Annotated in this window: 22 protein-coding genes; 7 read left to right on the top strand and 15 right to left on the bottom strand. The window is 69.4% G+C overall.

Annotation, left to right across the window (positions count from 1 at the left end):
- Window positions 1-42: 42 nt before the first annotated feature.
- The 6 genes from ACWAT3_RS10090 to ACWAT3_RS10065 all read right to left on the bottom strand — a co-directional run bounded on the left by ACWAT3_RS10090 (window position 43) and on the right by ACWAT3_RS10065 (window position 5,589).
- On the bottom strand, window positions 43-813 hold the full coding sequence (locus tag ACWAT3_RS10090) for a DeoR/GlpR family DNA-binding transcription regulator (protein ID WP_460798087.1): 771 nt from the start codon (window positions 811-813) through the stop codon (window positions 43-45).
- The gene (locus ACWAT3_RS10085; RefSeq protein ID WP_460798085.1) at window positions 810-1,655 is read right to left on the bottom strand and encodes a class II fructose-bisphosphate aldolase; all 846 of its coding nucleotides are present in this window, start codon (window positions 1,653-1,655) and stop codon (window positions 810-812) included. The genes ACWAT3_RS10090 and ACWAT3_RS10085 overlap by 4 nt, the downstream gene beginning before the upstream one ends.
- A 72-nt stretch (window positions 1,656-1,727) precedes the next feature.
- On the bottom strand, window positions 1,728-2,645 hold the full coding sequence (locus ACWAT3_RS10080; protein WP_460798083.1) for a 1-phosphofructokinase family hexose kinase: 918 nt from the start codon (window positions 2,643-2,645) through the stop codon (window positions 1,728-1,730).
- Window positions 2,642-3,586: an ROK family protein gene (locus ACWAT3_RS10075; RefSeq protein ID WP_460798082.1), complete on the bottom strand. Its 945-nt coding sequence runs from the start codon at window positions 3,584-3,586 to the stop codon at window positions 2,642-2,644. Before ACWAT3_RS10075 ends, ACWAT3_RS10080 begins: the two co-directional genes overlap by 4 nt.
- Window positions 3,583-4,491 carry an SIS domain-containing protein gene (locus tag ACWAT3_RS10070; RefSeq protein WP_460798081.1) on the bottom strand — a complete coding sequence of 303 codons (909 nt, stop codon included), beginning with the start codon at window positions 4,489-4,491 and terminating at the stop codon, window positions 3,583-3,585. Before ACWAT3_RS10070 ends, ACWAT3_RS10075 begins: the two co-directional genes overlap by 4 nt.
- A gap of 102 nt (window positions 4,492-4,593) precedes the next feature.
- On the bottom strand, window positions 4,594-5,589 hold the full coding sequence (locus tag ACWAT3_RS10065) for an N-acetylglucosamine kinase (RefSeq protein WP_460798079.1): 996 nt from the start codon (window positions 5,587-5,589) through the stop codon (window positions 4,594-4,596).
- Between the two features lie 89 nt (window positions 5,590-5,678).
- On the opposite strand from ACWAT3_RS10065, the gene ACWAT3_RS10060 reads away from it, so the two are divergent.
- From ACWAT3_RS10060 to ACWAT3_RS10040, 5 genes are all read left to right on the top strand, one after another.
- Window positions 5,679-6,611, top strand: a complete 933-nt coding sequence (locus ACWAT3_RS10060) for a MurR/RpiR family transcriptional regulator (protein WP_460798077.1) — start codon at window positions 5,679-5,681, stop codon at window positions 6,609-6,611.
- Window positions 6,608-7,360, top strand: a complete 753-nt coding sequence (locus ACWAT3_RS10055) for a sugar isomerase domain-containing protein (protein WP_460798075.1) — start codon at window positions 6,608-6,610, stop codon at window positions 7,358-7,360. The genes ACWAT3_RS10060 and ACWAT3_RS10055 overlap by 4 nt, the downstream gene beginning before the upstream one ends.
- Window positions 7,361-7,413: 53 nt before the next feature.
- The gene (gene ngcE, locus ACWAT3_RS10050) at window positions 7,414-8,832 is read left to right on the top strand and encodes an N-acetylglucosamine/diacetylchitobiose ABC transporter substrate-binding protein (protein WP_460798074.1); all 1,419 of its coding nucleotides are present in this window, start codon (window positions 7,414-7,416) and stop codon (window positions 8,830-8,832) included.
- A 101-nt stretch (window positions 8,833-8,933) separates the two neighbouring features.
- On the top strand, window positions 8,934-9,854 hold the full coding sequence (locus ACWAT3_RS10045) for a carbohydrate ABC transporter permease (RefSeq protein ID WP_460798571.1): 921 nt from the start codon (window positions 8,934-8,936) through the stop codon (window positions 9,852-9,854).
- Entirely contained in the window at window positions 9,851-10,753 is a 903-nt protein-coding gene (locus tag ACWAT3_RS10040) for a carbohydrate ABC transporter permease (RefSeq protein ID WP_460798072.1), read from the top strand. Before ACWAT3_RS10045 ends, ACWAT3_RS10040 begins: the two co-directional genes overlap by 4 nt.
- 6 nt (window positions 10,754-10,759) lie before the next feature.
- Here the strand turns inward: ACWAT3_RS10040 and ACWAT3_RS10035 are convergent, their stop codons facing one another.
- Window positions 10,760-11,056 carry a chorismate mutase gene (locus ACWAT3_RS10035; RefSeq protein ID WP_429462572.1) on the bottom strand — a complete coding sequence of 99 codons (297 nt, stop codon included), beginning with the start codon at window positions 11,054-11,056 and terminating at the stop codon, window positions 10,760-10,762.
- 37 nt (window positions 11,057-11,093) lie between these two features.
- On the opposite strand from ACWAT3_RS10035, the gene ACWAT3_RS10030 reads away from it, so the two are divergent.
- Window positions 11,094-12,296, top strand: coding sequence for an AI-2E family transporter (locus tag ACWAT3_RS10030; RefSeq protein WP_460798070.1), 1,203 nt, complete (start codon window positions 11,094-11,096; stop codon window positions 12,294-12,296).
- A 75-nt stretch (window positions 12,297-12,371) separates the two neighbouring features.
- On the opposite strand, the gene ACWAT3_RS10025 is transcribed toward ACWAT3_RS10030, so the two are convergent.
- The 8 genes from ACWAT3_RS10025 to ACWAT3_RS09990 form a co-directional block, all read right to left on the bottom strand.
- A complete protein-coding gene (locus ACWAT3_RS10025) occupies window positions 12,372-13,286 on the bottom strand; it encodes an ABC transporter substrate-binding protein (protein ID WP_460798068.1) in 915 nt (304 codons plus the stop codon).
- A 27-nt stretch (window positions 13,287-13,313) separates the two neighbouring features.
- Window positions 13,314-14,036 (bottom strand): ABC transporter permease, encoded by a 723-nt coding sequence (locus ACWAT3_RS10020; protein ID WP_460798066.1) that lies wholly within the window; start codon window positions 14,034-14,036, stop codon window positions 13,314-13,316.
- A complete protein-coding gene (locus tag ACWAT3_RS10015; RefSeq protein ID WP_460798064.1) occupies window positions 14,033-14,710 on the bottom strand; it encodes an ABC transporter permease in 678 nt (225 codons plus the stop codon). Before ACWAT3_RS10015 ends, ACWAT3_RS10020 begins: the two co-directional genes overlap by 4 nt.
- A complete protein-coding gene (locus ACWAT3_RS10010; RefSeq protein ID WP_460798062.1) occupies window positions 14,707-15,528 on the bottom strand; it encodes an ABC transporter ATP-binding protein in 822 nt (273 codons plus the stop codon). Before ACWAT3_RS10010 ends, ACWAT3_RS10015 begins: the two co-directional genes overlap by 4 nt.
- 31 nt (window positions 15,529-15,559) lie before the next feature.
- Complete coding sequence (locus tag ACWAT3_RS10005; RefSeq protein WP_460798061.1) at window positions 15,560-15,862, bottom strand: DUF427 domain-containing protein; 303 nt, start codon at window positions 15,860-15,862, stop codon at window positions 15,560-15,562.
- A 159-nt stretch (window positions 15,863-16,021) separates the two neighbouring features.
- Window positions 16,022-17,443: a dihydrolipoyl dehydrogenase family protein gene (locus tag ACWAT3_RS10000; protein WP_460798059.1), complete on the bottom strand. Its 1,422-nt coding sequence runs from the start codon at window positions 17,441-17,443 to the stop codon at window positions 16,022-16,024.
- A 93-nt stretch (window positions 17,444-17,536) separates the two neighbouring features.
- A complete protein-coding gene (locus tag ACWAT3_RS09995) occupies window positions 17,537-18,937 on the bottom strand; it encodes an MFS transporter (protein WP_460798058.1) in 1,401 nt (466 codons plus the stop codon).
- Window positions 18,934-19,257 (bottom strand): hypothetical protein, encoded by a 324-nt coding sequence (locus tag ACWAT3_RS09990; protein ID WP_460798057.1) that lies wholly within the window; start codon window positions 19,255-19,257, stop codon window positions 18,934-18,936. The genes ACWAT3_RS09995 and ACWAT3_RS09990 overlap by 4 nt, the downstream gene beginning before the upstream one ends.
- Window positions 19,258-19,452: 195 nt before the next feature.
- On the opposite strand from ACWAT3_RS09990, the gene ACWAT3_RS09985 reads away from it, so the two are divergent.
- A complete protein-coding gene (locus tag ACWAT3_RS09985) occupies window positions 19,453-20,799 on the top strand; it encodes a DUF222 domain-containing protein (protein WP_460798055.1) in 1,347 nt (448 codons plus the stop codon).
- Window positions 20,800-20,969 lie beyond the last annotated feature (170 nt).

Below are 20,969 nucleotides of genomic sequence, written 5' to 3'. Positions count from 1 at the left end.
TCGGGGGGCGTCGCGGGGAACACCGCGGCGCCCCTACTGGGTTCACTCCGCGCGCAGGATCCCGAATCCGGCGTCGGTCAGTGCGTCCGCCGCGGCATCGGCGATGCCCGCATCCGTGATGAGCAGTGGGAAGAGCGTCGCATCGCCGACCTGCGCGAAGGCGACGGCTCCGACCTTGTCGGAGTCGGCCACGATCACCGCCCGCTCGGCGCGCTGGGCCATCATCCGATTGACGGCGGCCTCGCGCTCGTCGTGGGTGGTTGCTCCGGTGTCCGCCGAGATCCCGTTCACGCCGATGAAAGCGACATCCAGGTGGATGCCGGAGAGCAGCTGCTCGACGAACGGACCGACCAGCTCGTAGCTGCGGGAATGGATCACGCCGCCGGTCACGACGACCTTGATATCCGGCCGGGTCGCGAGCTGGGCGGCGATGTTGACGGCGTTCGTGACCACGGTGATCTCGCCGAGGTCCTGGCGCGCGGCCAGCGCGGCGGCGAGCGCGGTGGTCGTCGTGCCGCCGGAGAGTCCGACGGTCGCGCCGGGTTCGACGAGGGCGGCCGCTGCACGCGCGATCCGCTCCTTCGCATCGGTGCGCAGGTGGCTCTTGTAGCGCACCGGCAGTTCGTAGGCCACGGACTGTGCCACCGCGCCGCCGTGCGTCCGGGTCAGCAGTCGCTGTTCGGCGAGGCTGTCCAGGTCCCGCCGACTCGTCGCCGGCGATGCGCCGAATCGCTCGACGAGCTGGTCGATCGTCACCTCGCCCTCGGCGGCGAGCAGGTCGAGGATCGCGCTCAGCCGCGCCGCGCGCTTCACGCCGCTCCGGTCAGAGCGAACAGGCGCAGCATCCTGGCGGCTTCGGCGGCGACCACCGCACGAGCGGGTCCGACGTGCCGGCGCGAGTCGACGAGCGTCGCGTCCGCGTCCAGCCGCTCCCTGATCGCGCCGGTGAAGACGTCGTTGAAGCGCGTGGAGACGTTGATCTTCGTCATACCGGCGCGCACGGCATCCACGATAACGGCATCCGGGACGCCGGACGATCCGTGCAGCACGAGCGGGACATCGAGTGCCCTGTGCAACCGGCGGATGAGCGCGATGTCGAGCACGGCGCTGCGCTCGGTCATCGCGTGCGAGCTGCCGACCGCGACGGCGAGGGCATCCACCCCGGTCGCGGCGACGAACGCCTGCGCCTCGTCCGGATCCGTCCGGATCCCGGGCGCGTGCGCACCGTCCTTGCCGCCGACCTCGCCGAGCTCGCCCTCGATGTGGACGTCGGCGACGCGAGCACGGGCGGCCACCTGTGCGGTGAGGGCGACGTTCTCGTCGTAGGGCAGCGCACCGCCGTCGAACATCACGGATCCGAATCCCAGATCGATCGCCTCATCGACGAGTTCCGGCCGCTCGGCATGATCGAGATGCACGGCGACGCGCGTCTCGGCCCGTCGCGCGACCGCGAGCGTCGCGAGGCCGATCGGCTCGAGCCCGCCGTGGTAGTCGGCGCAGTTCTGCGAGATCTGCAGGATGACGGGCAGTCCTGCGGCCTCGGATGCCGAAACGAACGCCTCGGCGGTCTCGAGGTGGACCACATTGAACGCCCCGATGCCTCGTCGTGCGGCGACGGCTTCGGCGACGAGGTCGCGGGTGGGGACGAGGGGCATGCGGAGTCCTTCCCAGGGAGCGGAAGCCGAGAAACCACGCCGCGCGCGAGAAACCGGCGCTGGCGTGGTTTCTCATGCGGCGAATGTTTTCTCGACGATGAGTGCGTGTTCGAGTTCTCGCCAGCAGGGCGAGACCTCTCCCGCGAGCGGCATGAGCACGGCGGCCGCCGACCACGCGGTGGCGCGGCGCAGGAGCGTCTCGGTGTCGCGGATGCCGGCATCCAGAAGGCAGGCGACGGCCGCGACCGCCGCGTCACCGGCGCCGGTCGGGTTGCCGGCCAGCGGTTCGGGCAGCCGGGCCTGCAGCAGAACATCATCGCCGATCGCGCACAGCCCTTCTGAACCGAGCGAGAGCAGCACGAGACCGGCACCGCGGCGGAGCAGTTCGTGGGCGCCGGCGACGGGATCCGCGATGCCTGTGGCCTCGACGATCTCGGCGCGATTGGGCTTGAGGACAGCGGCCCCGGCATCCGCTGCCGCGAGCAGCCCAGGGCCCGCGGTGTCGACGATCACGTCGATTCCCGCACCGAGGCCGATGAGCTGGGGCAGCAGCCAAGGCGGCGCGCCAGGCGGCAGGCTTCCGGCGATCACCAACACGGATGCCGCGGTCACCTCCTCGCGGACAGCATCGACCACGCACATCCACTCCTCGTCCGAAAGGTTCGCCCCGCGCTCGTTCAGGATCGTCGTGTCGCCGAGCGAGCGATCCACCCAGGCGGCGCTGCGACGGGTCGGAGCTGCGACCGGGACGAGCCGATGCGGCACGCCGCTCGCCTCGAGTTCCGCGCGCAGTTCGGCACCGGTCGCCCCGCCGCATGTGCTCAGCGCAGACGCGGCGAACCCGGCGGCATGCGCGACCCTGGTGACGTTGACCCCCTTGCCGCCGGCGCGCACTGCTGCCGCGTCGGCGCGATGCGTCCCGCCGATCTCCGTCTTCTCGACCACCCAGGTCAGATCGACCGCGGGGTTCGGGGTCACGGCGAGGATCATGCGCGCTCCCTCGCCCGCAGCGCTGCACCGATCAGACCGGCATCGCCCTGCAGCTGCGCCGGAACCAGCTCGGGGCGGCGGTGGAAGCTCAGTCGCGCGTCCAGACGCGTGCGCACCTCGTCGAACAGGGCGCCGCCCGCGCGCGACAGCCCTCCGCCGATGACGATCGCGTCCGGCGCGAGGACGGCGGTGAGCTGGGCGAGCGCGAGCGTCAGAGCATCCAGCGCTTCATCCCAGATGCGCGCGGCCACCGCGTCGCCGGCCGCGGCACGGGCGATGACGTCGCGCGCCCCCTCGGGCACGGTCGAGGTCTCTGCGGCATACCGGCGCACGATCGCCCCCGCCGAGGCCACTGCTTCCAGGCACCCCCGCCCGCCGCAGGCGCACAGCGGGCCGTCCGCGATCGGCGAGTGCCCGATCTCGCCGGCGTAGCCGCTGGCGGTGTACGGGACGCCGTCGACGAGGATCGCCCCCGCTATCCCCGTCCCGACGATCAGCACGACGACGTTCGCCTGGCCGCGCGCCCCACCCAGCCGGTACTCCGCCCAGCTCGCCGTCCGGACGTCGTGATCGAACGCCACCGACAGCCCGAGGCGGTCCTCAGCGAGTCGGCGCAGCGGCGCAGCGCGCCAGCCCAGGTTGCTCGCGAAGACGCCCACCCCGGCATCCGCGTCGACGATGCCGGGCACCACGATGCCGGCGGCCTGCGGCACGACGAGCGGATGCCGGACCCGCAGCTCGTCGGCCAGCACGCCGAGCTCGTGGATCAGCGCCGCGGCCGGGTCAGCGCGGAGGTGCGGTGTCGGTGTCCGCCGCAGACCGAGTGCTGCTCCGTCGGCGTCGAAGAGCGCGGACTTCACATCCGTCCCGCCGACGTCGAACGCCAGCACCGGCGCACCGGCGCCGATCGGGGCCGTGCCCTCGCCCGACGACGTGCTCACGCGCCCAGGATCACCGAGCGGGTGAGGCCCCGCGGCAGATCCGGATCGAGGCCGGCCTGCAGCGCTCGCTCGAGAGCGACGCGGTGCAGACGCGCGAGGTCGGCCATCGGGTCGATGTCGTGCTGGACGAACCGGCCGCCGGACGCCTGCACCTGCTCGGCGAGGCCCGCCGGTGCCGCCCCGAACTGCCACGTGAGGCGTCCAGGCGCCGCGATCGCGATCGGGCCGTGCCGGTAGTCCATCGACGGGTACGACTCGGTCCAGCTCTGCGACGATTCGCGCAGCTTGAGCGCGGCCTCGTGCGCGAGCCCGATCGTCCATCCGCGCCCGAGGAACGTGTACTGCTCGGCCGTGGTGAGCTCGGCATCCGGATGCTCGGCGAGCACGGCCGCTGCGTCTTCGATCGCGCGGGTGAGGTCCTCTCCCAGCGAGGCACGGAACAGCGCCAGCGCGGTCGTGGCGAACCGGGTCTGGACGACCGAGCGCTCGTCGGCGAACGGGAGCAGCACTGCATCGTCGACCAGGTCGACCAGCGGAGACGCCGGGTCGCCGATCACCCCGATGACGGGCACCCGCCCGGTGTGCCGGCCCGTGATGCGCTCGGTGAGCTCGAGCACCTCGGTCGTGGTTCCGGAGCGGGTGAGCGCGACGACGGCGTCGTAGCCGCGATCGACGAAGGCCTCGGATGCCGCGAACGCATCGGTCTCGCCGAGACCAGCGCTCTCGCGCAGCGCCGCGTACGACTGCGCGATGAACCAGCTCGTGCCGCAGCCGACGACGGCGATGCGGGCGCCGTGCGCCGGGAGGCGGCGCTGCTCGGCGCGCATCTCCGCCGCGCGCGCCCAGGTCTCGGGTTGCGACCGCAGTTCCACGCGCATGTGCGCACCGGGCGACGAATCCACCATCGGGCTCTCCTCATCGAGATTGTGCAAAGTTTTGATTGTTTCTAACGCATTAGATCATAGAATGGCGTCAGATGCTCGAGGAGGAGGGTCATGGACGAGGTGTCACCGCATGCGTTCGACGGTTTCGACGAGACAGTCGAGCCTGTCCTGCGTCACGGAGCAGCCGTCGGCACGCAGCGCGAGCACGGCAGCACCGACGGCGCCGTCCGCCACCGGGCTGACTTCGACGACCGCACCATCGCCCAGTCGGCGGTGGAAGGCGTCGCGCACCGCCCCTGGGCGCGACAGGATGCTTCCCCCGATCACGAGCGGTCCTGGTGCGGCGAGCACCGCGACGAGCGAGTCGGCGAGGTGCGCACCGGCACGGCGCAGGATGCCGGCGGCCACCGGATCGTCCGGATGATCGAACGCGAGCGGCGCGAGCGCGGCCAGCTCGATCGGCACCAGCGCGTACAGCGTCGTGACGAGCTGTTCGAGCGCGAGCGGGCGCCCCTCGGCCCCCGCCGATCGGGTGACGTGCGACTGGATGCCCCACCGCTCGAGCAGCCGCGGCGTGAGCGCGGTCGCCGGCCCGGCGTCGTCGAGATCGCGGATCACCGCCTTCGCGACCCGCTGTCCGATCCAGTACCCGCTGCCGCGATCGCCGAGCAGCCAGCCGAGGCCGTCAGCCGTCGCGACGATCCGGCCGTCTTCGACGCGGATCGCGCACGCACCGGTGCCGGACACGATCGCGTAGCCGGAGTCGGCGGCCGTGCCGCTGAAGTACGTCGCGAGCAGGTCGGATTCGAACCGGAGCGCGCCATCGAAGCCGGCCTCTTCCAGTCGCGCGCGCAGAAGCGCGGCGCCCGCGCCGTTCACCGCCTGCCCCGCGAGTGCCGCGGCGATCATGGACACGTCACCCATCGCCCGGCCGGACATCGCCACCGCGGCACTGACCGCGTCCAGGACCGCACCGGCCGCCTGCTCGACACCGGCCGAGATCGGATTTCCGCGCCCGGCGACCCCGTAGCCGAGGCAGCGCCCGTCCCGCGTCGTGAGCACGGCGCGCGTCGCCGTGCCGCCGCCGTCCACGCCGATCATCACCATGTCGTGACCCATTTGTTATGCGTCCTAACTTGACCTCGGTCCGCGGTGAGAATAGTTTTCACTCCAACGTGAACTTCCTGCGGCGAGTTCTGGAGGCAATGGTGCCACGCAGTTTGGACGCCGACAACGGCGCGATCATCGGACGCATCTCGGCGCGCCGTGACGGCATGCCGATCGCGCTGTCGAAGATCGCGGATCTCGTGATCTCGCAGCCGACCGCGCCGGTCGAACGCACGATCACGGAGCTCGCCGAACTGGCCGGCAGCTCGCCGGCGAGCGTCACCCGCTTCTGCCGGTCGCTCGGCTTCGACGGGTACACGCAGTTCCGCGTCGCCATCGCGACCGAGCTCGGGCGCGGCAGCACCGAGCAGGCCTGGCACACCGACATCGGGGCCGAGTTCGCACCGACCGATGCGCCGGAGAAGATCCTCCGCACCCTCTTGAACGCACATGTACGGGGGCTCGAGACCACGGCGGAAGGCATCGACCTCGTCGCCGTCGACCAGGCCGCGCAGGCGATCGCCGCCAGCCGCCACGTCGACATCTACGGTCTCGGCGGCAGCGCGGGCATCGCCGACGAGTTCCAGCGTCGACTGCACCGGATCGGCATAAGCGCGCACGCCTGGGCCGACGTCCACGACGGCCTCGCCAGCGCCGTGCTGCAGGGCGCCGAGTCGGTCGCGATCGGCGTCTCCAGCACGGGGCAGACCGAGGAGACCGTCCAGATGCTCGATCAGGCCGGCGCGGCCGGCGCCTTCACGATCGCCATCACCCACGACGACGAGAGCTGGATCGCCGAGGTGGCCGCGGTGTCGATCACGACCGCGGCACCGGTCGGCTACCTGCGCCCGGACGACATGTCGGTCAAGCACGCGCAGCTGTTCGTGATCGACCTGCTCTACCTGTTCATCGCCCAGCAGATGTTCGACTCGGCCGCGACCCGGCTCGCCGCCACCGCCATGGCGGTGTCCGCGCACCGCCGGGCCCGCCCATCGGATGCTCGAGCGACCACACCACAGGAGGTGGGTGCATGACCGCCGCCCCTGCCGATCTGCTCCATGAGACGACACGGCGCCTGGCCCGTCTCACCGCGGATGCCGAAGGCGGCGCCCTCGATGCCGCGATCGATCTGATGGTCGCGTGCATCGATGCCGGCGGCGTGATCCACACGTTCGGCACCGGACACTCCGAGGCGTTCGCGATGGAGATCGCGGGGCGCGCGGGCGGTCTGATCCCGACCAACCGCTTCGCCCTGCGCGACATCGTGCTCCATGGCGAACGCGAGGTCGGCGTGCTCACCGCGGCACTCGAACGCGAACCCTGGGTCGTGGACGAACTCATGGCGACCGTGCCCGTCGGCGAGCACGACGCCTTCATGATCGCGTCGAACTCGGGCGTGAACGGATCGATCGTCGGCACCGCACTGTGGGCCAAGGAGCGCGGACACACGGTGATCGCCGTCACGAGCCTCGAGCACACCGCGCGCGTGCAGCCGAAGCATCCGTCCGGCAGGCGGCTCAGCGAGGTCGCCGACGTCGTGATCGACAACCTCGCCCCGTACGGCGACACCACCCTCGCACTCGACGGCAGCATCGGCGCCGGCGCGGTCTCGTCGATCACCGGCGCGTACATCGCGCAGCTGCTGACGCTCGGTGCGGCGAACCGGATCGTCGAACGCGGGGAGGTGCCGCCCATGTACATCTCCGCCAACATCCCCGGCGGCGACGAGCACAACTCCGTGCTCGAAGACCGCTATCGCGGCCGCATCCGACGCGGCGACTGAAACCCGAACAAGAACACGGCGCCTCCACCGACGCCCCAACGAAAGGTACGAAGATGGAACTCACCGAATCCTCCATCAGCCGCCGCACTCTGCTGCGCGGAGCGGCAGCGACGGCGCTGCTGCTGCCGTTCGGCATGTCCCTCGCCTCGTGCGCCGCACCCGGCGGCGGAGGCGGCGGTAGCGGCCCCGCCGGCGAGGTCACCGCCGACAACCCGTTCGGCGTCGCCGCGAATTCGACCGTCGACGCGGTCATCTTCGACGGCGGCTACGGCGTCGACTACGTCGAGAACGCCGCGAAGATCATGGCCGGCAACGACGCACTCGATGGCGTCACCGCCAAGGTCTCGGCATCCACCAAGATCGCGCAGGAGCTGCAGCCCCGCTTCGTCGGCGGCAACCCGCCGGATCTGGTCGACAACTCCGGCGCGAACTCCATCGGCTGGAACACGATCCTCGACCAGCTCGAGGACCTCAGCGATGTCCTCGAAGCCGAGAACCTCGAGGGGCAGAAGATCGCCGACACCCTGTTCGACGGCGTGAAGGCCCCCGGCACCTTCGGCGACAAGTTCGCAGCTCTCAACTACGTGTTCACCACGTACGGCGTCTGGTACTCCGGCAGCCTGTTCGAGGAGAACGGCTGGGAGCCGCCGCAGACCTGGCAGGACCTGAAGCCGCTCGGCGAGGCGGCCAAGGCGAAGGGCAAGTACCTCTTCCTCTGGGGCAAGGAGGCCGCGACCTACTACCAGACCTTCGTCGTCGACTCCGCGGTCATCCAGTCCGGCGACGACGTGCGCCTGCCGCTGGAGAACCTGGAGGAGGGATGCTGGTCGCACCCGACCCTGCAGTCCATCCTGACGATCCTGCACGACCTCATCGCCTCCGGCTTCGTCAAGCCGGGCGGTGGCGGCACACAGTTCACGCAGGCCCAGTCGCAGTGGAGCCTCGACCAGGAGGCGCTGCTGTACCCGTCTGGATCGTGGATCGAGAACGAGATGAAGAAGACGACCGCCGACAACTTCCAGATGATGGGCGTGCGCGAGATGCCGCTCGACGGCGATGCGACGACGCCGGCCGGCTTCATGCGGGCCGAGGCCGGCGAGCCGTTCATCGTGCCATCGAAGGCGAAGAACGTCGCCGGTGGCAAGGAGCTGCTGCGCACGATGCTCTCGAAGGAGGCGGCATCCGCGTTCTCGAAGGAGAAGCTCGCGCCGACCGTCGTGAAGGACATCGTGCCGGAGGACGGATTCGGTTCGACGGCGCTCGTGTCGCAGGTGGAGATGATCGCGGCCGCCGGAACCGGCATGTTCACGATCAAGTCCTTCAACCTGTACGGCATGAACTCCGACCAGCTGCCGATCTGGAACTCGTTCCTGGACGGCAAGATGACGGTCGAGGAGATCACGTCGCAGCTGCAGGCGCTGACGGACAAGATCCGCGAGGACAGCTCCATCGAGAAGATCGAGATCAAATGAGCCTGAGCGCTCCCCCGGTCGACGCGGCCCTGGACACCAGGGCCGTCGTCACCACCCGCACGGGACGCCGCAAGGCGCCCCGTGCGGGCCTGCGGCGCAGGATGACGTTCGACTACGTCTCGTTCCTGCTGGTGTTCCTGGGGCTCCCGGTCGCGATCTTCCTGATCTTCGTCATCTCGCCGTTCATCCAGGCCGTCTACTACGCGATGACGAACTGGACCGGCTTCTCGCCGACCATGGACTTCGTCGGCGTCGACAACTTCGTTCGACTCTTCCGGGATCCGACGTTCCTGCAGGCGATGGGCAACAACCTGCTGCTGGCGATCGTCGTCCCGCTCATCACGATCGTGATCGCCCTGGTCTTCGCGAGCATGATCACGGTCGGCGGCCCGAGCCACGGCCAGGTGCGGGGACTGACGGGGTCGAGCTTCTACCGGGTGGTCTCGTTCTTCCCGTACGTGATCCCCGCGATCGTGATCGCGATCCTGTGGAACATGATCTACACGCCCAGCGGCCTGCTGAACGGCCTGCTCGGCGTCGTCGGGATCGACACGAACGGCTTCGCCTGGCTCGGCGACGAGCGCACCGCGATGGCCGCGACGATCTTCGTGATCGTGTGGAGCATGGTCGGCTTCTACATGGTGCTCTTCATCGCCGCGATCAAGGGCATCCCCGGCGAGACCCTGGAGGCCGCGCGCATCGACGGCGCAGGGCGCTTCCGCACCGTCACCTCGATCCTGCTCCCGCAGATCCGCGACAACGTGCAGACGGCGTACATCTACCTCGGCATCCTCGCCCTGGATGCCTTCGTCTACATGGCAGGGCTCAACTCCACCGGCGGCCCTGGCAACAGCACGCTGGTGATGAGTCAGTACCTGTTCCGCACCGCGTTCGAGAAGGGCCAGTTCGGCCTGGCGAGCGCGATGGGTGTCGTGCTCGCCGTGATCACCCTGCTGTTCGCCGCGATCGTGATCGGCGTGTTCCGCCTCATCGGCGGCAAGGATGAAGGAGGACGCGCATGAGCGTCGACACCCGCGCCGCGATCACGATCGACCCGAGGGCGAAGCCACGACGGGCCGCGGCGAAGTCCACCGCGAGCGACAAGGCCGTCGGCGGGGCATCCCACGTCGTGCTGGCCATCTGGTCGCTCGTCGTGATCCTGCCGATGCTGTGGACCTTCATCGGCTCCTTCAAGACCACCAAGGAGATCTTCGCCTCGCCGTTCGGCCTGCCGGCGCAGTGGAGCTTCGAGAACTACGTCAACGCCTGGGTGGGCAACAACTTCGGCGGCATGTTCATCAACACGATCATCGTCGTCGGCGTCTCGCTCGTGCTCGTCATGGTACTGGGTGCGATGTGCGCCTACGTGCTGGCGCGGTTCTCGCTGCCGGGGAGCCGGATCATCTACTACCTCATGCTCGCCGGGCTCACCTTCCCGGTCTTCCTCGCGATCGTTCCGCTGTTCTTCATCCTGCAGGGGATGGGGCTGCTGAACACGCTGCCAGGACTCATCGTCACCTACGTCGCGTTCGCGCTGCCGTTCACGGTGTTCTTCCTGTTCTCGTTCTTCAAGTCGCTGCCGTACGAGATCCAGGAGGCCGCGTACGTGGACGGCGCGAGCGAGTGGCGCACGTTCTTCCAGGTGATGCTGCCCATGGCGAAGCCGGGGATGGCGGCCGTGGCCATCATGAACTTCCTCGGCCTGTGGAACCAGTTCCTGCTGCCGATTTCGTTGAACACGGACCCGACGAAGTACGTGCTCTCACAAGGAATGGCGTCCTATGCGTCCTCGGCGGGCTACGCGCTCGACTTCGGTGAGATGTTCGCCGCCGTGATCATCACGATCGTCCCGGTGCTGATCGTGTACATCCTGTTCCAGCGCCAGCTGCAGGGATCGGTGTCGCAGGGCACGTCGAAGTGACGGAGGTCAGCGCCCTTCCGCTGCCTCGGTGTGGTGACGGATGACCTCGGCGACCACGAAGTTGAACCACTTCTCGGCGAACTCCGGATCGAGGTGCGCCTCTTCGGCGAGCGCGCGCAGACGCGCGACCTGCTGCTCTTCGCGCGAGGGGTCGGATGCCGGCATGGCGTGCTGCGCCTTGAGGAGTCCGACCTGCTGCGTCGCGCGGAAGCGCTCGGCGAGCATGAAGATGAGGGCGGCGTCGATGTTGTCGATGCTGGCGCGCAGGCGCAGCAGTTCGTTCCTGGCGGCGTCATCTGTCATATCCCCCACGATATCGCCCCTCCCCTAGAGTGAACGGATGAGCACCGAGACTCCCGCGGACGAGACCGAGAACTCCGTTCCCGTCGCCGAGAAGCCGTCCAAGCGCCGCCGTCGCGAGGAGCGCGAGCACGAGCCGGAGCCCGAGCTCACGACTCGGCCGTTCGTCGAGCCGACGCCGTCGACGCGGTCGTTCTGGACGCGCATCGACCGCCCGTTCGTGTTCGGCTTCCTCGTGACCCTCGGCGGGCTCGCCGCGATCGCGCTCGGACTCGCCATCACGAACCTGTCGACCGTGCTGATCTACATCGCGCTCGCGCTGTTCGCCGCGCTGGGCCTCGACCCTGCGGTCCGCTTCCTCGAACGGCAGCGGATGCCGCGGCCGTGGGCGCTCGTGACCGTACTGGTCTCGCTGCTCGTGCTGCTCGGTCTCGTGATCTGGGCGGTCGTCCCCGTGGTCGTCCAGCAGATCGCGAGCTTCGTCCAGGATGTCCCCGGCATGATCCGCGACTTCCAGTCGAGCGATCTGTACGCCACGCTCGAGGCGCAGTTCGGCGACAACTTCGAGGATCTGGTCGGTCAGGTCCAGAGCTTCCTCACCGATCCGGGCAACATCGCCGCGATCGGCGGCGGTGCACTGCAGGTGGGCGCCTCGATCGCGAGCGGCATCTCGGGCGCGATCATCGTGCTCGTGCTGATCATCTACTTCGTGGCGACGCTGCCCGGCATGAAGCAGGCGATGCTGCGTCTGCTGCCCGCCCGCGACCGCGCGAACACCGAGATCATCACCGACCAGATCACGGATTCGGTCGGCGGATACGTCATGGGCATGGTGACGCTGGCATTCATCAACTCGCTCGTCGTGCTCCTGCTGTACTCGGTGCTCGGTCTGCCGTTCCCGCTGCTGCTGGCGGTGACCGCCTTCCTGATCACGCTGATCCCGCTCGTCGGATCGGTGCTGTTCTGGATGATCGGCTCGGTCATCGCGCTGTTCAGCGATCCGCTGCTCGCGCTCATCTTCGCCGCGATCTACCTCGTGTACATGCAGTTCGAGGCGTACTTCCTCACCCCGCGCGTGATGAGCAAGGCGGTGTCGGTGCCCGGGTCGCTCGTCGTCATCGGGGCGATGGTCGGCGGTACGCTGCTCGGGCTCCTCGGTGCCCTGGTCGCGGTGCCGGTCACGGCATCCATCCTGATCATCATCAAGAAGGTCTGGGTGCCGCGGCAGGACTCGCGGCTCTGACGCGCGCGCCGCGTACGACGAACGATGCCCCGGAAGCCATGCGGCTTCCGGGGCATCGTCTGTTCGCGGGTGCGATCAGTTCAGGCCGGCGTCCTCGAGCCACTGCGACGCGATGTCGTCCGGCGACATCTGGTCCTCGGTGCTCTGGACGCCGAGGGCGACGAGGTCATCGGCACCGAGCTCGGCGCTGACCGCATTGATGACGTCCGCGATCTCGTCCGCGACATCCGTCGACGCGATCGGCACGACGTTCGAGGCGAGGATCAGGTTCTCCGGGTCCTCCAGCGCGACGATCTCCTCGGTCTGGAACGCAGGCGCCGCGGTGTAGATGTCGGCGACCTGGATCTCGCCGGCCAGGAGCGACTCGAGCGTGGTCTCGCCCGTGGCCGAGAACGCCACGTCGACTCCGTAGACCTCCTTGGCGCCGGCCGGGCCGTAGGGCCGCTGCTCCAGTTCGGGTGCGCCGCCGAGCGTCACGGGAGTGGTGACCTTCGCGAGATCGGCGATCGTGGTGAGACCGTTGGCCTCGGCGAACTCCTTCGTGACGGTGTAGGTGTCCTGGTCGCTGGCCTCGGAGTAGTCGAGCGCGGTGAGCTCCTCCGGGAGCGCCTCCTGGAGGGCGGCGTACACGTCGTCCGGGCTGGTCGCGGTGGCTGCGTCGTCGTAGAACTCGAGCAGGTTGCCGGTGTACTCCGGGAACAGGTCGACTGCGCCGGATTCGAGCTCGGGGATGTAGGCGTCGCGCTGGCCGATGTTGAACTGGCGCTCGACCGTGAAGCCTTCGGCCTCGAGTGCCTGAGCGTAGATCTCGGCGACGATCTCGTTCGAGTAGTAGGCCTGCGAGCCGACGACGATCGTGTCGCCGCCGCTGGATCCTTCGTCGGTCGGTTCTTCGAGCGGGTTGCTGTTCGAGCATCCGGCCAGGACGAGCGACGCGGCGACGGCCGCGACACCGGCGAGCGCGATGCGGGACTTTCGTGCGATGAACATGGTGTTCCTCTCTTGGGGGGGTCTGATTCAGGCGGTGGCGGACGCCGTGGTACGTGCCCGGCGTCCGGCTCTGGTGGTCTGCTGGACGCGGATGCCGGTGGGCACCGCCGCGTGCTGTGCGATGGCCATCAGCAGATCGGTGATGAGCGCGAGGAGGGCGACGAGGATCGCCCCGCCGAGCACCTGGTCGAATCGTTGCAGCGGGATGCCCTGGATGATCGGCCAGCCGAGCCCGCCGAGGTTGACGTACGCGGCGATCGTGACGGTGGCGATGACCTGGAGGAGCGCTGCGCGGATGCCGCCGACGAGCAGAGGCATCCCGAGCGGCACCTCGACCTTCCAGAACACCTGCCACGGCGTCATGCCCACGGCTCGTGCGGCGTCGATCGTGCGACGGTCGATCGCCTCGAGCCCGGTGTAGGCGCCGGCCAGCAGCGACGGGATCGCCAGGATCACGAACGTGATGATCGCTGCCTCGGGCACGCGCAGCACGCCGAGCAGCAGGACGAGCAGGATCATCAGACCGAAGGACGGGATCGCGCGTGCAGCGCCCGAGATCGCAACGGCGATCTCACGACCCCGGCCGGTGTGCCCGATGAGCCAGCCAGCCGGAATGGCGATCGCGGCGGCGATGAGCACGGAGACGATCGTGTAGTACAGGTGCTGTCCGAGCAGGATCGGCAGGGCGTACGGACCCTCCAGCCGCTCGGGGGAGAACAGCCAGGCCAGCGCATCCGCGAAGAGGTTCATGCGGCGGGCCTTACCGGTGTGACGACGCGTCTGGTCGCGGTGGTCGCGCGCGTCCACGGCATCATCAGGCGTCCGGCCAGCACGAGCAGCAGATCGATGATGAGCGCGATCAGGACGACCGCGAGGATACCGGCGAACACCTCGGCGATGATGCGGCGCTGCAGGCCGTTGGTGAAGAGGTACCCGAGGTTCTCGACGCCGATCAGGATGCCGACCGTGGCCAGCGAGATCGTGCTCACCGCGGTCACGCGCAGCCCGGCGAGGATGACCGGGCCGGCGAGCGGGATGTCGACCGTCCAGAACCGCCGCGCGCCGCCGAAGCCCACCGCGGTGGCCGACTGGCGGACGGCGGCGTCGACCGAGTCCAGACCGTCAGCGACCGAGCGCACCAGGATCGCCACCGCGTAGATGGTCAGCGCGAGGATCAGGTTGGACGGGCTCGTGGCCGAGTAGCCGAGCGATGCAGGCAGCAGGATCAGCAGCGCGAGCGACGGAATCGTGTACAGCAGGCCGGTGAGCACGATGAGGGGACCGCGGACGAGCTTGTACCGCCACGCGACCCACCCCAGCGGCAGCGACAGCACCAGGCCGAGCACGATGGGGATGATGCTCTGCCGCAGGTGCTCGACGCTCAGCGCGAGGATGAGGTCGAGATTGTCGAAGACCCAGGTCATGCGCCGTCCTCGATGAGAGCGCCCTGCGTCCGCCCCTCCGAATCGACCACGACCGTGCCGTGCGGCGTGTGCTTCAGGCGCAACGCGCGGCGTCCGCGTTCGGCGCCGATGAAGGCGGCGACGAAGTCATCGGCCGGGTTCTCGATGATCTCGCTCGGGGTGCCGACCTGCACGATCCGCGCCCCCTTGTCGAGGATCACGACCTGGTCGCCCAGCAGGAAGGCCTCGTCGATGTCGTGCGTGACGAACACCACGGTCTTGTCGAGCTCCTGCTGCAGTCGGATCAGCTCCTGCTGCAGATCGGCGCGCACGATCGGGTCGACCGCGCCGAACGGCTCGTCCATGAGCAGGATGTTCGGGTCGGCGGCGAGCCCGCGGGCCACACCGACGCGTTGCTGCTGACCACCGGAGAGCTGGCTCGGGTAACGGTCGGCGAGCGCTCGATCGAGGCCGACCGTGTCGAGCAGCTCGAGCGCGCGCTCACGAGCGGGCTTCTTCGCGACGCCGGTGAGGCGCAGTACGGTCGCGACGTTGTCGATCACCGTGAAGTGCGGCATGAGGCCGGAGTTCTGCATGACGTAGCCGATGCGACGGCGCAGCGCGACGGGGTCGCCGTCGAGCACGCTGTCCCCGTCGATCTCGACATCGCCCGCGGTCGGCTCGACCATCCGGTTGATCATGCGCAGCAGCGTCGTCTTTCCGCATCCTGACGACCCGACGAACACCGTCGTCTTGCGGGAGGGGAGCACGAGGCTGAAGTCCTCGACGGCGAGCGTGCCGTCGGGGAAGCGCTTGGATACGGAACGGAACTCGATCATGCGATGGTGTCTCCGGTCGTTCGGGGAGCGGCTACGGTGCGATGTCGACGTCTGGTGCGAACGCGACGTAGCCGGAGAAGTCCTGCCCCACCCGATCGAACGCAGACGGGTACGGGTGAGGGTAGGCCCAGGCCCGGTCGACGTGGACGTCGCCGCCCGCGCGCACCGAGTAGTACTGGCACTCGCCCTTCCACGGGCACGTGTAGGGCGTCGGGCTCTCGACGAGGACGTCCGGCGCGAGGGATGCCGGCGGGAAGTACCAGTTGCCCTCGATGCGGATCAGGTCGCCCTCGTCCGCCTCGGCGATCGTGGTTCCTGCGAGTACAGCCTTCATTTCTGTCCTCCTCGGATCAGGTTCTGAGCGTAGGGGACGCCACAGACACCCGGGGGTCTGGTCCCTCGGCGCGTCATGATCGGCGGCATCGACGTGCGTCCTCTCATCTCTGTGCCTTCGGAGCGGATGCCCGATCGGATGGTTCTTCCGACCATCGGCTCACGCCGACCGGCGACCGTACTCCTCGAGCAGGCGGAGCCAGATCTCGCTCACCGTCGGATACGCCGGCACTGCGTGCCACAGTCGCGAGATCGGCACCTCTCCCGCGATCGCGATCGTGGCGGCCTGCAGGAGCTCTGCGACGTCGGGACCGACGAACGTGATGCCGAGGATGACGTCGCGCTCGGCATCCACCACCATGCGGGCCTGTCCGCGGTAGTCGTCCTGGTGAAGGCTCGCTCCGGCGACCCAGCCGAGATCGTAGTCGACGACGGCGGTCTCGAAACCGGCCTCCTGCGCCGCGGCGGCCGTCAGACCGACGGCGGCGACCTCTGGGTCGGAGAAGACGACCTGCGGCACCGCACGATGATCGGCGGTCGCGACGTGCCGACCCCACGCGTCGTCGTGGATGTCCTCGCCCCGCGCGCGGGCGGCGATCACGTCGCCAGCCGCGCGGGCCTGGTACTTGCCCTGATGCGTCAGCAGCACGCGTCCATTGACGTCGCCGACGGCGTACAGCCAGTCGCTGCCCGGCACCCTGAGCGTGTCGTCGACGTCGATGTACCGCCCCGGTTCGAGGTCGACGTTCTCGAGGCCGATGTCACCGCTGCGCGGGCGGCGGCCGGTGGCGGCGAGGACCTCGTCGGCCACGACCGTCGATCCGTCGCCCAGGGTGATCGTGACGCCGCTCTCGTCGCGGTCGACGCGGCTGGTCGCGGTGTTCGTGCGCACGTCGACGCCCAGCTCGCGCATCCCGGCTGCGACCTGCTCGCCGGCGAACGGCTCGAGCGAGCCCAGGATGTCGCCGCGCGCGATCACCGTGACGTGCGACCCGAGGGAGGCGTAGGCGGTGGCCATCTCGACCGCGACCACGCCGCCGCCGATGACGGCGAGCGAACCAGGCACCTCCTGCGCGCTGGTCGCCTCGCGGCTCGTCCACGGCTTCGCCTCCGCGAGGCCGGGGATGCCGGGGATCACGGCATCCGTGCCCGTGCTGATGGCGACGGCATGACGGGCGCGCAGGACGCGGGTGGCGCCATCCGCGTCCGTCACGGTGACTTCGCGCTCACCGGTGATGCGGCCGTGACCGCGGGCCAGGTCGATCCCGGCTTTGCCGAGCCAGGACACCTGACCGGCATCCGACCAGTCGCTCGTGAACGAGTTGCGACGGGCGAGGACCGCCTCGGCATCCAATGCGCCTGTGACGGCTTCGGCGGCGCCGGCGATGCGCAGGGCGGCGCGCAGCGCCTGGCCCGAGCGCAGCAGCGCCTTCGACGGCATGCACGCCCAGTACGAGCATTCGCCGCCGACGAGTTCGCTTTCGACGATGACGACGGTGAGTCCGCCCTGCACGGCCCGGTCCGCCACGTTCTCGCCGACGGGACCCGCCCCGATCACGATGAGGTCGTACTCTTCTGTCATCCGCTGCACCTTCCCAGTCTTGTCCAAGTGCAACGCCGAGTCACGGGGGTTGTTCCGGAAGTCCCCGAACCGTAAGGTTCGACGCGCTGCCGGTTACGTCGCCGCGGCGTCGGATGACGGGGTCTCGCCGACGGCCGGGCGCACGCGTGGCGCAAGCACGGCGGCGGCGACCGCGAGGGCGACGGCCAGCGCGAACACGGCCGTGAACGGATTGAGCAGAGTCGCCACCGAGGTGAACACGGTCCCCGTGATCGCGAGGGCGAGCGCGCTTCCGAACGAATCGGCGACCGTCATCGCTGAGCTGTTGAAGCCCTGCGTCTTCGGGGTCGACATCGCCAGCGTGAGCGCGCTGGTCCTCGGGCTCATCAGGCCCATTCCGAGCCCCGCCACGACCCACGCGACCGCGATCAGGACGGCGGACAGCCCGAGAGGCGCGGTCACCAGGACGATAGCGATGCCGATGAGGACGAGGATCGTTCCGGCGCGGATGGCAGTCACGCTCGACAGCCGCGCACCCCAGCGGCCCTGCGCTGTCGCCGCGGCCGACCAGGCCAGGGCGCCGCCGGTGAGGGCGAGACCGGCGAGCGTCGGCGTGAGGGAGTACCGATCCGTGAGGAGGTACGGCAGGTACACCTGCGCGCCGAAGAAGGCCGCGGCGGCGATGCCTCGCACGAGGATCACGGACGGTAGCCCGCGACGAGCGCGCAGAGTTCCGCGGGGGACGAGCGGGCGGACGGCGATCAGCGCCACGACCGCCGCGACGACCGCGAGTGCGGGGCCGGGGCCGGGGATGTCGCCGAGCAGGTTCAGGCCGAGGACGGCGAGGGCGGCGAGCACCGACCACCCCAGGCGTCCGATCGCCCACGGCGTCGTGAGATCTCCGCCGCCGTGCAGCCCGCGCAGCGCCGGGACCACCATCAGCAGGGCGGCGACGACCAGGACCACCACACCGAGGAAGACCCACTGCCAGCCCCAGAGCTCGGCCACGAGGCCGGCGATGGTCGGGCCCACGAGCGACGGGATGACCCACGCCGCTGCGAACCCGGCGAAGATCGCGGGGTGGAGCGCCTGCGGGTAGACCCGGGCGACGACGACGTAGAGAGCGACCATGAGGCCGCCGCTGCCGAGCCCCTGCGCGAAGCGCCCGGCGACGAGGACCTCCATGGTCGGGGCGAGGCCCGCGACGAGGAGCCCCAGCACGAAGACGGCGACCGCGGTGTACAGGGGAACAACGGGTCCGCGGCGATCCGACCAGTTGCCGGTGATCACCATGCCGATGACGCCGGTCGCGAGCGGACCGGCGAACGCGAGTGCGTACAGCCGCTCACCGTCGAGATCGGCGCTGACCGAGGGCATCACGGTCGTGACGGCCAAGGATTCGAAGGCTCCGAGGAACACGAGCGCGCACGCGCCGATCGTGATCCACAGGTAGGTGGTGCTGAGGATGCCCGCTGAGTGAGCCGCCGTCGGCGTCGCGTCTGTTCTCGATGTCATGATGAGGACGCTAGGACCTCAACAATGCTTGAGGTCAAGCCGCGGGGACTCGGGCGAACGCGCGCACGGGGAACGTTCCGAAGTTCGAAGAGGCGGTCGCGGCCGGTGTGCAGCAGCACGGCCTTGCCCCGGACGTCGCGGTCGAAGAAGACCGAAGCCGGGATGCCGCGCTCCTGTGCGTCGTCGAGGGGGAACACCTCGGTCGGCAGGTCGACGAGCGTCTCGAGGGCGAGGGCGGAGAGATCGGCCCCGCCCTCGTAGCGGTGGAACGCCGTGTCGAGGTAGGTGCCGGAGTTGCCGGGCAGCTGGATCGTGTCCATCACGAAAGTGGTCCCCGGCGCGTATCTGCTCTCGGCCTGCGTGCGAGGAGACGCGCGATCCGCTCCGCAGTCATGCGGCTATCGTCCCGGCATCCAGCGGGTGGGGGGCATGTGAGATGCACGCATCCCCGTAGATTCGAAGATATCTTTCGTATATGTCTTCCATTGTCGGTGTCCTCGGCGTAGTCTGGAGGCATGTCGACGACGCATCTGGATCCTCTGCACGAGGCGGTCACCCGCCTCGACGCGGTGTGGTCGGATGCCGCGGACGCGACAGGCCTTGACCGGGCAGCCCTGGTGCAGGCGAACGCCGCCCTGGCCGTGCTGCACCGGCTCATCGACGGGTTGGAGGCGGAGGTCGCGGCTCGGATCGCGTCGGAGTCGCGACCCGAGCTGGGTGCGGAGTCGTTGGCGAAAGAGCAGGGGTTCCGCAACGCGGGACAGTTCGTCGCGGCTGCGACCGGCCGGTCCACCGGGGACGCGACCCGGCTGGTGAAAGTGGGAGAAGCGACCGCACCCCGCACCGACCTCCTCGGCGCACGACTCCCGGCGAAATACCCGGCCGTGCGGGCCGCGCTTGCCAGCGGGATGCTCGGGACGCAGGCCGCGGGGCTCATCATCGGGTTGCTGGACCGGGTGCGGCTCACGATCGACGCCGACCGGGTCGCCGAAGCCGAAGCACTGCTCGTCGAGAAAGCGGCAGGACTGTCCTTGGACGAGGTCCGCAGACTGCTCACCCGCGCGGAAGCGCACTTGGATCCGGACGGGGTCTTCCCGCGGGAAGAAGCCGCCCGCGCCCAGAACCGGCTCCTCCTGAGCGAACGCGATGGGAGGCTGCACCTCACCGCAGACATCGACGTCGCTACCGCCGCCCCCATCAAAGCCGCCATCGAAGGCTACGTGACCGCGGTATTCGCCGCACGAGCCAACGCACTCGACCCCGACGCCCCGGACGCCGCCCACCGTACCATCGCGCACCTGCAGGCCGACGCCCTCGCCGACCTCTGCGCCCACACCCTCGGCTGCGACACCAGCGCCCCCGCCCTCGCCGGAGCCACCGTCATCGTCCGCGTCGGGTTGGAAGACCTCACCCACGGGACCGGGTACGCGACCATCGACGGAACCGACCACCCCATCAGCATCAGCACCGCCCGCCAGATGGCCGCCAACGGCGGCGTCATCCCCTGCGTCCTCGGTTCGGACAGCGAAATCCTCGACTGGGGCAGAGAGAAACGCCTCTTCACCCGGACCCAACGCCTCGCCCTCACCGAACGAGACGGCGGATGCGCCATGTGCACCCTCCCACCCGCCATGACCCGCGCACACCACATCAACTGGTGGAACCGCGACCACGGCACAACCAACCTCGACAACGGCATCCTGCTCTGCGACAACTGCCACCACCGCATCCACGACAACGGATGGAACATTCACATCGACGGCACCACCACCGCCAAAGTCTGGTTCATCCCACCACCGAACATCGACCCCCAACAAACACCACGCCTCGGCGGAACCGCCCGCTACACACTCGCCGCCTAACCACCCCGGTGCACCCTGGGCGCGAGGGTGCTGACAGGGCCGCGTCGGCGACGAAGGCACCGGACCGGCGACGCGCAGCCCCGCGGAAGCCGCATCCCGTGCGAGCATCGAGTACCCCGCCCGTAGCGAGCGCAAGCGAGAACGTCGGCTCGCGCTCGGCGCCAGCGCCG

This window comes from Microbacterium sp. GXF0217 (assembly GCF_054798195.1).
This window is presented reverse-complemented; position numbering and strand designations above follow the sequence as displayed.

Excerpts from the sequence above, each read along its gene's own strand:
- ACWAT3_RS10085 (WP_460798085.1), bottom strand. The coding sequence starts at position 1,655 with ATGCCCCTCGTCCCCACCCGCGACCTCGTCGCCGAAGCCGTCGCCGCA.
- ACWAT3_RS10080 (WP_460798083.1), bottom strand. The coding sequence starts at position 2,645 with ATGATCCTCGCCGTGACCCCGAACCCCGCGGTCGATCTGACCTGGGTG.
- ACWAT3_RS10070 (WP_460798081.1), bottom strand. The coding sequence starts at position 4,491 with ATGGTGGATTCGTCGCCCGGTGCGCACATGCGCGTGGAACTGCGGTCG.
- ACWAT3_RS10065 (WP_460798079.1), bottom strand. The coding sequence starts at position 5,589 with ATGGGTCACGACATGGTGATGATCGGCGTGGACGGCGGCGGCACGGCG.
- ACWAT3_RS10055 (WP_460798075.1), top strand. The coding sequence starts at position 6,608 with ATGACCGCCGCCCCTGCCGATCTGCTCCATGAGACGACACGGCGCCTG.
- ngcE (WP_460798074.1), top strand. The coding sequence starts at position 7,414 with ATGGAACTCACCGAATCCTCCATCAGCCGCCGCACTCTGCTGCGCGGA.
- ACWAT3_RS10045 (WP_460798571.1), top strand. The coding sequence starts at position 8,934 with ATGACGTTCGACTACGTCTCGTTCCTGCTGGTGTTCCTGGGGCTCCCG.
- ACWAT3_RS10040 (WP_460798072.1), top strand. The coding sequence starts at position 9,851 with ATGAGCGTCGACACCCGCGCCGCGATCACGATCGACCCGAGGGCGAAG.
- ACWAT3_RS10035 (WP_429462572.1), bottom strand. The coding sequence starts at position 11,056 with ATGACAGATGACGCCGCCAGGAACGAACTGCTGCGCCTGCGCGCCAGC.
- ACWAT3_RS10030 (WP_460798070.1), top strand. The coding sequence starts at position 11,094 with ATGAGCACCGAGACTCCCGCGGACGAGACCGAGAACTCCGTTCCCGTC.
- ACWAT3_RS10025 (WP_460798068.1), bottom strand. The coding sequence starts at position 13,286 with ATGTTCATCGCACGAAAGTCCCGCATCGCGCTCGCCGGTGTCGCGGCC.
- ACWAT3_RS10020 (WP_460798066.1), bottom strand. The coding sequence starts at position 14,036 with ATGAACCTCTTCGCGGATGCGCTGGCCTGGCTGTTCTCCCCCGAGCGG.
- ACWAT3_RS10015 (WP_460798064.1), bottom strand. The coding sequence starts at position 14,710 with ATGACCTGGGTCTTCGACAATCTCGACCTCATCCTCGCGCTGAGCGTC.
- ACWAT3_RS10010 (WP_460798062.1), bottom strand. The coding sequence starts at position 15,528 with ATGATCGAGTTCCGTTCCGTATCCAAGCGCTTCCCCGACGGCACGCTC.
- ACWAT3_RS10005 (WP_460798061.1), bottom strand. The coding sequence starts at position 15,862 with ATGAAGGCTGTACTCGCAGGAACCACGATCGCCGAGGCGGACGAGGGC.
- ACWAT3_RS10000 (WP_460798059.1), bottom strand. The coding sequence starts at position 17,443 with ATGACAGAAGAGTACGACCTCATCGTGATCGGGGCGGGTCCCGTCGGC.
- ACWAT3_RS09995 (WP_460798058.1), bottom strand. The coding sequence starts at position 18,937 with ATGACATCGAGAACAGACGCGACGCCGACGGCGGCTCACTCAGCGGGC.
- ACWAT3_RS09990 (WP_460798057.1), bottom strand. The coding sequence starts at position 19,257 with ATGGACACGATCCAGCTGCCCGGCAACTCCGGCACCTACCTCGACACG.
- ACWAT3_RS09985 (WP_460798055.1), top strand. The coding sequence starts at position 19,453 with ATGTCGACGACGCATCTGGATCCTCTGCACGAGGCGGTCACCCGCCTC.